The organism is Amycolatopsis sp. NPDC049688 (assembly GCF_040674975.1).
Taxonomy (GTDB): domain Bacteria; phylum Actinomycetota; class Actinomycetes; order Mycobacteriales; family Pseudonocardiaceae; genus Amycolatopsis.
In genome coordinates this window covers 1-9,242 of record NZ_JBFANY010000036.1, presented here as the reverse complement: position 1 = coordinate 9,242, position 9,242 = coordinate 1, and the positions used below count along the sequence as shown (strand labels likewise).

Genomic DNA, 9,242 nt, shown 5'->3' with positions numbered 1-9,242 from the left:
GTCATCGGCACGCTTGCGGCCGGGATAACGGAAACGCCGTGGATGCACCGGAAGCAGCGGCTCGAGCCGCTCCCACAGCTGGTCGGTCAGAACCTGTCAAGGCACGCTTTCCCGCCTTGACACAGCCTGCCGACCGTTGAACAATCCGGCGTTCGGGCCGGCGGGGAGACCCCGGCAGGGCTGACTCCGGCAGGGGCTGAACCCACCAAAACTGCCTCCGGCAGGGCAGCCCGCAATGCGGGAAACCGAGCAAAACACCACCCCGAAGCCCGATTGTGACGACGGACGGCGGCACCGCGTCAAGGCGGGAAAGCGTGCCTTGACCCGGCACCGCCGTCCGTGTTCTGGCTTCGTATCGGGGTGCCGGGAGGGGTCTGGCCGCTGCCGCCAGTCATGCCCCAGCGTCCCGTTCCCACACCTCGAAATTCGCGGAACAACTCTCAGCGGAAAGCCGGATAAAACGCCAGGTCCGCATGCGGTCCCAGCCGCGCCGCCAGCGCCGCCGCCACCCGGGCCGAAAACTCCGCTACTGCCGTCATCCGGACATATCCCGCGTGCTTCGCCAGATCTCGCCACCACGTCACGAACGCCGCCTCGCGGCTGACCGGGGCCGCGTGGCGGGAGAGGTTCAACGAGCCCAGCTCCTCGCCCGTGATCAGCCAGACCCGCAGGAGCTCGCTGGCCGTCAGGTGCGTGGCCAGCATCTCGTCGTCGGCGAAGGCCGGCCACATGCCCACCACCTCCGCGCGCCAGGCCGCGATCATCGCTTCGCTCATGCCCGCCGGGAGGGCCAGGGCGTCCGGCCAGCTCGCGAACGGCAGCCTCAGGTGGGCCGCGTCGACCAGGGCCGACCGGACGCAGCCGTACTCGAAGTCGAGGAACCGGACGCCCTGGCCCGTCACCAGGTTGTTGTCCGGGCTCAGCTCGACCGGGCTGAACGCCCGGAAGCCCGCCGACCGCGACTGCTCCAGCGCCGCCGTCACCTGGGCGCGGACCTCGTCCGGCACCGGGATGCCCAGGCGCTCCTGGATCAGCGGCGGCACCCGCGCGCACAGCTCGTCGACGCCGCCGGAGTCGCTCTTCGCCGGGCCGCCGAGGCGGCGCAGCAACGCGTTGAAGTCCGCTTCGCGCCCGGCCGTGCTCGCGTGCAGGCGGCCCAGGGACCGGGCCCAGGACAGCAGCGCCCGCTCGGCCGCGCGGGAGTCGCGGGCGTAGAGCTTGTCTTCCAGCGTCGGCGTCCGGCCGAGGTCCTCCAGCACCAGCACGCGGTCGCGGCCGTCGTGGGCCAGCAGCTCCGGGCACATCCGCTCGTCCGGCGCCAGCGCCGTGAACAGCTGGTAGCTGACCGCCTCCTGGGCGAACGGATCGGCGCCCGCCGACGGCTGGCCGGGGTAGTGCTTGATCACCAGCGTTCGCGGCAGCGCGAAGGACGACGACACGACTCTCGCGCGGACCACCGTCGCCGGCCCGCTGCCCGCGAGGTCCTCCGGCGAGACCAGGGTGATCGGACTGCCGAACCGGCGCGAGAGAACGGACTCGCCCGCCGCGACCGCCGCGGCGACGGCGAGCTGCCCGGCTCCTGCCCCGACCCCAGCGTCGCCGGCGGAGGAGGTGTCGACTGTCATTGTCACCGACCCTACTCGTGACTGAGCAACCATGACTACTGACATCCGGACAGAAAGGCGCATCCCGCCCGGAGACGGGTCACCCCCGTGAAAGCGGACGCGTTCCCACCGCTGAACGTTGCCCATTCCGGCGCACGATCAACACAATGGCCGCTGCTGCAACGATTCCGAGAAGGTTGACCAGCAGCTGGCCGACGGACTGGAGACACCGGCTCCACTCCCCCGCCACGGCCGCGACGACCGCGTACCCCGCGGCCGGCACCGTGGTCACGGAGATGAACACGCCCACCAGCGCGGCCGACTTCGCCGACGTCATGGCGAGCATCCCGGCGGCACCGGCGAGCATCGCGACGACCAGGGACGGCACGCCGACGGAGAACACGAAGTCGACCTCGTGGTTCTGCTCCAGCCGGAAGACGTCCGCGCCGAAGACGTCCGTCGCGCGCACGAGCAGCGCGCCGCCCAGGGTCACCACCATCGCCAGCGGGAAGCCCGCGCCCAGCGCGGCGCCCGCCCGGCGGACGAGGTCCCAGCGGCGCAGCACGAGCCCGACCGCGAGGGCGGCGAGCGGCCCGAACTCCGGGCCGACCACCATCGCGCCGACGATCGTCACCGCGGAGTTCGTCAGCACGCCGACGGCGGCGAGCAGGCACGCGATGGTGAGGAAGGCCAGGAACGTCACGTTCAGCCGGGATTCCTCGCCGGTGCGCGCGACCAGCTCCTCCCACACCACGGCGTCCGCGGCCTCGCCCGGCGCCGCCTCTTCCGCCCGGTCGGCGGCGTCGGACAGCGCCGTGTCGAGCGCTTCCAGCGTGATGCCGCCGGTGTGGTCGAGCTCTAGCGCGCACAGGGCGTCGATGATCTCGTCCGCCGCCTCGCGCGCGATGTCGGCCTCGACCAGGTCACCCGCCGGTTCCACGGCGGCGCCGCGGTGCACGACCAGGTGCGCCGTGCCGGCGTGGGCCCGCAGGATGTCGAGCGCCGAAGCGGTCTTCTCCTGCGGGCACACGGCCCTGAGGTGCAGCACTAGTTCTGCGGGGCGGCGGCCGGTTTCGCGTCGATCCCGGCCTCCTTGCGCTGCTGCGCGGTGATCGGCGCCGGCGCCGCGGTCAGCGGGTCGTAGCCGCCGCCGGTCTTCGGGAACGCGATCACGTCACGCAGCGAGTCGGCTTTGGCCAGCAGCATGACGATGCGGTCCCAGCCGAACGCGATGCCGCCGTGCGGCGGGGGGCCGAAGGCGAAGGCGTCGAGCAGGAAGCCGAACTTCTCCTGCGCCTCCTCCTCGCCGAGGCCCATCAGGTTGAAGACGCGCTTCTGGACGTCGCCGCGGTGGATACGGATCGAGCCGCCGCCGATCTCGTTGCCGTTGCAGACGATGTCGTAGGCGTAGGCCAGGGCGTTGCCCGGGTCCTGCTCGAACTTGTCGATCCACTCCGGGGTCGGCGAGGTGAACGCGTGGTGCACGGCGGTCCACTTGCCGGAGCCGACGGCGACGTCGTCGCCGATGTCCTCGACCGGCGCGAACAGCGGCGCGTCGACGACCCACACGAACGACCAGGCGTCCTCGTCGATCAGGCCGAGGCGCTTGCCGATCTCGTCGCGCGCGGCGCCGAGCAGCGGCTGCGTCGACGCGGCCTTGCCGGCGGCGAAGAAGATGCAGTCGCCGGGCTTGGCGCCCGCCGCCGCGGCGACGTTCTCGCGCTCGGTCTCGGACAGGTTCTTGGCGACCGGGCCGCCCAGCGTGCCGTCCTCGTTCACGAGGATGTACGCGAGGCCGCGCGCGCCGCGCTGCTTCGCCCACTCCTGCCACGCGTCGAGCTGGCGGCGCGGCTGGCCGGCCCCGCCCGCCATCACGACCGCACCGACGTACGGCGCCTGGAACACGCGGAACGGCGTGTCGGCGAAGAACTCCGTCATGTCGGTGATCTCGAGGTCGAAGCGCAGGTCCGGCTTGTCGGAGCCGTACTTGGCCATCGCCTCGTGGTAGGTGATGCGCGGGATCGGCCGCGGGATCTCGTGCCCGATCAGCTTCCACAGCGCGGACACGATGTCCTCGCCGAGCTTGATGACGTCGTCCTGCTCGACGAAGCTCATCTCGATGTCGAGCTGGGTGAACTCGGGCTGGCGGTCGGCGCGGAAGTCTTCGTCGCGGTAGCAGCGGGCGATCTGGTAGTACCGCTCCATGCCGCCGACCATGAGCAGCTGCTTGAACAGCTGCGGCGACTGCGGCAGCGCGTACCAGGAGCCGGGCTTGAGCCGCGCCGGGACCAGGAAGTCGCGGGCGCCTTCGGGCGTCGAGCGGGTCATCGTCGGGGTCTCGATCTCGACGAAGTCCTGGGCGTGCAGCACCTCGCGCGCGGCGCGGCTGACCTCGCTGCGCAGCCGCATGGCCGCGGCCGGGCCGCTGCGGCGCAGGTCGAGGTAGCGGTGCTTGAGGCGGACCTCTTCGCCGACGTCGACCCGGTCGTCGATCGGGAACGGCAGCGGCGCGGACTCCGACAGCACCTCGAGCTCGGTGGCCAGGACCTCGATCTCACCGGTGGGGATCTCGGCGTTGGCGTTGCCCTCGGGGCGCTTGGCGACCTCGCCGACGATCTTGACGCAGAACTCGGAGCGCAGCGCGTGCGCGCGCTCGGCCATCTCGCCCTCGCGGAAGACGACCTGGGCGACGCCGCTGGCATCGCGGAGGTCGATGAAGATGACGCCGCCGTGATCGCGCCGCCGGGCCACCCATCCGGTGAGGGTGACGGTCTGTCCGGCCTGACCGGCACGCAGGGTGCCGGCTTGATGGGTGCGGAGCACTGCGGCTGCTCTCCTTCGACAATGGGTGGTTCTCGGTGCCTAAAGGCTAACGAACCACCCAGCGTACGACGTCGGCAGGCTGTGTCCGCGCGGTGGTCAGAGGACGTACTTGGGCCGGACCTCCAGGGCCGAGACCAGCCGGTGGGCCTGGGCCAGGTAGGCGGGCACCTGGTAGATGCGGCCGCCCGGGTTCGCCACCAGCCAGCTCGCCGCCGCGGACGCGGACGCGAAGAACGGCTGGCCCGCGCAGGCCACCGCGTCGGCGCCGGCCAGGTCGAAGCCGAGGTCGACCGCCGCGACCACCACCGACGGCGGGTCGACCAGCAGGATCGCGTTGGAGGTCAGCTCGATGCGGATGCGGGTCCCGGTGACCGGGCAGGTCGCCGTCGCGTGCACGCGCTCGCCGGTGGCGATGGCCAGCAGGAACATGTCCACCGTGCCGTCGGGGCCGGCGCCGAGGGTGCCTTCGGCCGGTTCGAGGCGGTGGTGGGCGCCGCGCGGGGCCGGGCCGGTGGAGACCAGGTCGCGGTGCAGGGTGAAGCCGATCAGCTCGACCAGCCGCCGGGCTTCGGCCGGGGGCACGCCGACCGTCGCGGCCAGCCGGTCGACCCCCACCGGGTGCCGGCCGGCCCGCGTCAGCTTGAGGGCGGCCCAGGCGAGCCGGGCGGCCGCGACGCGGTCGGTCTGCGAGGTCGTCACGTCCGGCTCCTTCCGGGGTCGATCCCTTCGACGTTAGGCGCCGGTGACTGGCCACGACAACGACACGATCGGACATTTTGCCGCAAACCGAAGACACCGGGTGCGCAACCGGACCCGATTACCGCGAACGGCGCAGCGCGTCACCCGGTGGGTCCACAAAGGACCGTCAGAGCAGGCGCAGCTGCTCCGCCGGGACGTCCGCCGGCGCGGCCGGCGCCGGGCCGCGCAGGTCGAAGCCGGTCTTGGCGTCCAGGCCGTGCCGCCGCAGCAGCGGCGCGACGCGCTCCGCGAGCCGCTCCCGGTACGCCTTCCGCACGTAACTCCCCCGCGCGTACAGCTCGCGGTAGCGCGGGACGAGCTCCGGGTGCGTGCCCGCCAGCCAGCGGCCGAACCACTCCCGCGCGCCCGGCCGCAGGTGCAGCGCGAACGCCGTGACGCTCGACGCGCCCACGTCGGCGAGCTGCGCGAACAGCGCGTCCAGGGCCTCGGCCGAGTCGGTCAGCCACGGCAGCACCGGCGCCACCAGCACCGAACACGGCAGCCCGGCGTCGCGGGCCTTGCGGACCAGCTCCAGCCGCGCCCGCGGGCTCGGCGTGCCGGGTTCGAGGCGGTGCTGCAGCTCTTCGTCGAGCAGCGCGATCGACACCGCGAGCCCCACCGGGACGTCGGCGGAGACGTCCTTCAGCAGCGGCAGGTCCCGCGCCAGCACGGTGCCCTTCGTCAGCACCGACAGCGGTGTGCCGGACCGCGCCAGCGCCGTGATGATGCCCGGCATCAGCCGGTAGCGGCCCTCGGCGCGCTGGTAGGGGTCGGTGTTGGTGCCCATCGCGACGGGCTCGCGCCGCCACGACGGCTTCTTCAGCTGCGCGGCCAGCACCTGTGGCGCGTTGACCTTGACGACGACCTGGGTGTCGAAGTCGCGGCCGGCGTCGAAGTCGAGGTAGGTGTGGGTGTTCCGGGCGAAGCAGTTGTGCGACACCATGCCGTCGGCCACGAAATCGCCGGTACCGGTGGTGATGTCGAACAGCGGCAGCTGCAGGCCCAGCGCCTCGATCGCTTCGACGCGGCGGCGGCTCGCGCCGATCGCCGCACCTTCGAGCGACCGTTTCCAGGCCACGGCGGGGTTGCTCACGTGCAGGAACCGCAGCACTTCGCCGACCCCGCCGAGCAGCCGGATTTCCTGGCGCGTGGGGAACTTCGGCACTTCGTCGAGCTGCCAGGCGAAGCCGAAGCGGGCGAGCGCGGCGGAGAAGGCGTCGGCGATCTCGGGCTCGTCGTGCGCCACCGCGAGGACGCCGCGGCCGTAGCCGCCGGAGAGGTCGAAGACACCGGCGAGGAACCCGCGCTGCCAGTGGGCGTCCGGATCCGGCGGCACCTTGAGAAAACCGACCGAAGCACCGAAGTCCGGCAGGTATTCCAGCGCCCGCGCGGCGGCGTCCGGCTCCGCGGCGAACCCGCCGGAGCGCAGCATCCCGCAGAGGTAGCCGGCCCGGTAGCCGAGCGTCTCGTCGGGCGTCGGGGCGAACCGGCCGACGCCGATCAGCTCGGTGCCGGGCGTCAGGTGCGGCCGCTGGGCGGCGCCGAACTTGCTGCCGGTGACGTGCTTCCAGCCCTTGCTCGTGAGGAACCGGTGGTCACCGCCGGCAACCAGCCGGGTGCCGTCTTCCAGCGTCACGCGGTAGGCGGCGCGCAGGGTGGTCCAGTGGGCTTCGACCCGGGTGGGGACCAGCCGCCGGGCGGCGCCGTGGCCACGGGTGCCGTAGATCTCGTCGCCGACCTTCAGGTCGGACAGCGCCCGCGTCCGGCCGTCGGCCATCAGGATCCGGGTGCCGCCTTCGAGGCAGTAGGTGCAGGCGTGGGAGCAGCCGCGGTAGGGGTTGACCGTCCAGCCGAACGGCACCCCGGACCCGGCGGGCACCTTGTTCAGCACCGACCGCGCGTGCACCTCGTGAAAGGTGACGCCGTCGAATTCCGGTGACCGCACCGATCGCACCAGGCCCTCCAGCCCGGGCAGTGCCGGTTCACCCTCCCCTGTCCGCTGCCGATCCCATCGCACGGCGCCAGTCGAACATATGTTCTAGACGGGTGTCAAACCGGTTCGGGGCCGGTGGATCACGTGGTGCTGGTGTGACTGCTGGGGTGGTTCAGGACGAGAACCGGTCCAGCGCCCGGATCTTGTTCGTCGCGTCCAGCGCGGCCACCTTGTACGCCTCCGACAGCGTCGGGTAGTTGAAGACCGCGTCCACCAGGTAGTCGACCGTGCCGCCGCAGCCCATCACCGCCTGTCCGATGTGGACCAGGTCGGTCGCGCCCGTGCCGAACACGTGGACGCCGAGGAGTTTGCGGTCCGTTGTGGACACCAGGAGCTTGAGCATCCCGTAGCTGTCGCCGGTGATCTGGCCGCGGGCCAGCTCGCGGTAGCGGGCGATGCCGACCTCGTACGGCACCGAGGACGACGTCAGCTGGGCCTCCGTCGCGCCGACGTAGGAAATCTCCGGGATCGTGTAGATGCCGATCGGCTGCAGCGCGCCCAGTTCGTGGGCCGGCTCGCCGAACGCGTGGTAGGCCGCGAGCCTGCCCTGGTCCATCGAGGTCGCCGCCAGGGCCGGGAAGCCGATCACGTCGCCGACCGCGTAGATGTGCGGCACCGCCGTCCGGTAGTTCTCGTCCACCACCAGGCGGCCGCGCTCGTCCGCGGCCAGGCCCGCCGCCTCCAGGTTGAGCCCGCCGGTCATGCCCTGGCGGCCCGCGGAGTACATCACGCCGTCGGCCGGGATGCGCTTGCCGCTGACCAGCGTCGTGATCGTCGCGTGGTCGTTCACCGCCACGTCCGCGACCTTCTCGCCGAAGCGGAACGTGACCCCGAGGTCGCGCAGCTGGAACTTGAGCGACTCGACGATCTCCGGGTCGCAGAAGTCGAGCATGTGGTCGCGCTGCTCGACCACGGTGACGCGCGAGCCGAGCGCGGCGAACATCGACGCGTATTCGATCCCGATCACCCCGGCCCCCACGACGACCAGCGACGACGGGATCTGCTCCAGCCGGAGGATCTCGTCGGAGTCGAGCACGCGCGCGGCGTCGAAGTCGACGTGCTTCGGCCGCGCGGGCCGGGTCCCGGTGGCGATCACGACGTGGTCGGCCGACAGCGTGCGCCGGTCGCCACGGTGGCGGCCCTCGACGACCACGGTGTGCGGGTCGGCGAACGAGCCGGTACCGTCGATCAGGTCGACGTGGTTGCGCATCAGCTGCGCGCGCACGACCTGGACCTCGCGCCCGACGACGTGCTGGGTGCGCGCCAGCAGGTCGGCGATGGTGATGTCCTGCTTGACGCGGTAGCTCGCGCCGTAGAGCTCGCGCTGGTTCATGCCGGTCAGGTAGAGCACGGCCTCGCGCAGCGTCTTGGACGGGATCGTGCCGGTGTTGACGCACACCCCGCCGACCATGTCGTGCCGGTCGACGACCGCCACCCGCTTCCCGAGCTTCGCCGCCGCGATGGCGGCCTTCTGCCCGCCGGGGCCCGAACCGATGACGATGAGGTCGTACTCGTGCTCGCTCACACGTCGAGCCTGCGCACCCGGCGGCCACGGCGCAACCCCCCGCCGGTGAAGATCCGCCAACAGCGGCGCCGCGGGGTCGGCGTGTCCCGGTGCTGCGGGTTTCGCTGCCGGGCGAGCAGGTGATCGCCGAGGACGCGACCGGGGCCGTGCTGACGCGGAGGGTCGCGCTGGTGGCTTACCTCGTCGTGCACGCCGCCTGGCGCAGCCCTGCTGGGTGACCCCCGGGCTGTTCCGGCCGGACTCCACCGACGCAGGCCCTGACCAACCTGCGCCGCGAGCTGCGCCAAGTGCTGGGCGAACAGCCGTCACTGACCGTCACCGGCCGCGGGCGGCCATCCGGCGGTCGAGGCGTGGCAGCGCCTGCGCTTCTTCGAAGGGCTGGCTAGAACGCGCCGGCGCCCGATAGCGGCAAGGAACCAAGACGAAACCCAGACCCCCCGCAACCCCGATCCGAAGCCAGAACACGGCCGGCGGTGGTTTGTCAAGGCGGGAAAAGGACCAACCAGACACTAACAACAAGCACACGACACAACAAAAGATATACGCGTAGTGGACAGCA

At 71.8% G+C, this 9,242-nt stretch carries 7 protein-coding genes and 1 pseudogene; 1 reads left to right on the top strand and 7 read right to left on the bottom strand.

The window, feature by feature from the left end; genetic code table 11:
- The 7 genes and pseudogenes from AB0J55_RS45420 to sthA all read right to left on the bottom strand — a co-directional run.
- A pseudogene (locus AB0J55_RS45420) lies at positions 1-90 on the bottom strand (IS5/IS1182 family transposase); the annotation flags it as partial.
- 350 nt (positions 91-440) lie between these two features.
- The gene (locus AB0J55_RS45415; protein ID WP_364264361.1) at positions 441-1,625 is read right to left on the bottom strand and encodes a phosphotransferase; all 1,185 of its coding nucleotides are present in this window, start codon (positions 1,623-1,625) and stop codon (positions 441-443) included.
- Positions 1,626-1,704: 79 nt separating this feature from the next.
- Positions 1,705-2,652, bottom strand: a complete 948-nt coding sequence (locus AB0J55_RS45410) for a DUF389 domain-containing protein (RefSeq protein ID WP_364264358.1) — start codon at positions 2,650-2,652, stop codon at positions 1,705-1,707.
- Positions 2,652-4,427 carry an aspartate--tRNA ligase gene (gene aspS / locus AB0J55_RS45405; RefSeq protein ID WP_364264355.1) on the bottom strand — a complete coding sequence of 592 codons (1,776 nt, stop codon included), beginning with the start codon at positions 4,425-4,427 and terminating at the stop codon, positions 2,652-2,654. The genes AB0J55_RS45410 and aspS overlap by 1 nt, the downstream gene beginning before the upstream one ends.
- 96 nt (positions 4,428-4,523) lie before the next feature.
- Positions 4,524-5,126 carry an organomercurial lyase gene (gene merB, locus AB0J55_RS45400; RefSeq protein WP_364264352.1) on the bottom strand — a complete coding sequence of 201 codons (603 nt, stop codon included), beginning with the start codon at positions 5,124-5,126 and terminating at the stop codon, positions 4,524-4,526.
- Between the two features lie 166 nt (positions 5,127-5,292).
- Positions 5,293-7,182, bottom strand: a complete 1,890-nt coding sequence (locus AB0J55_RS45395) for an intein-containing Rv2578c family radical SAM protein (RefSeq protein ID WP_364264350.1) — start codon at positions 7,180-7,182, stop codon at positions 5,293-5,295.
- A gap of 88 nt (positions 7,183-7,270) precedes the next feature.
- Positions 7,271-8,683 carry a Si-specific NAD(P)(+) transhydrogenase gene (sthA, locus tag AB0J55_RS45390; RefSeq protein ID WP_364264347.1) on the bottom strand — a complete coding sequence of 471 codons (1,413 nt, stop codon included), beginning with the start codon at positions 8,681-8,683 and terminating at the stop codon, positions 7,271-7,273.
- A gap of 89 nt (positions 8,684-8,772) precedes the next feature.
- On the opposite strand from sthA, the gene AB0J55_RS45385 reads away from it, so the two are divergent.
- Positions 8,773-8,901, top strand: a complete 129-nt coding sequence (locus tag AB0J55_RS45385; RefSeq protein WP_364264344.1) for a hypothetical protein — start codon at positions 8,773-8,775, stop codon at positions 8,899-8,901.
- Positions 8,902-9,242 lie beyond the last annotated feature (341 nt).

Excerpts from the sequence above, each read along its gene's own strand:
- AB0J55_RS45415 (WP_364264361.1), bottom strand. The coding sequence starts at position 1,625 with ATGACAGTCGACACCTCCTCCGCCGGCGACGCTGGGGTCGGGGCAGGA.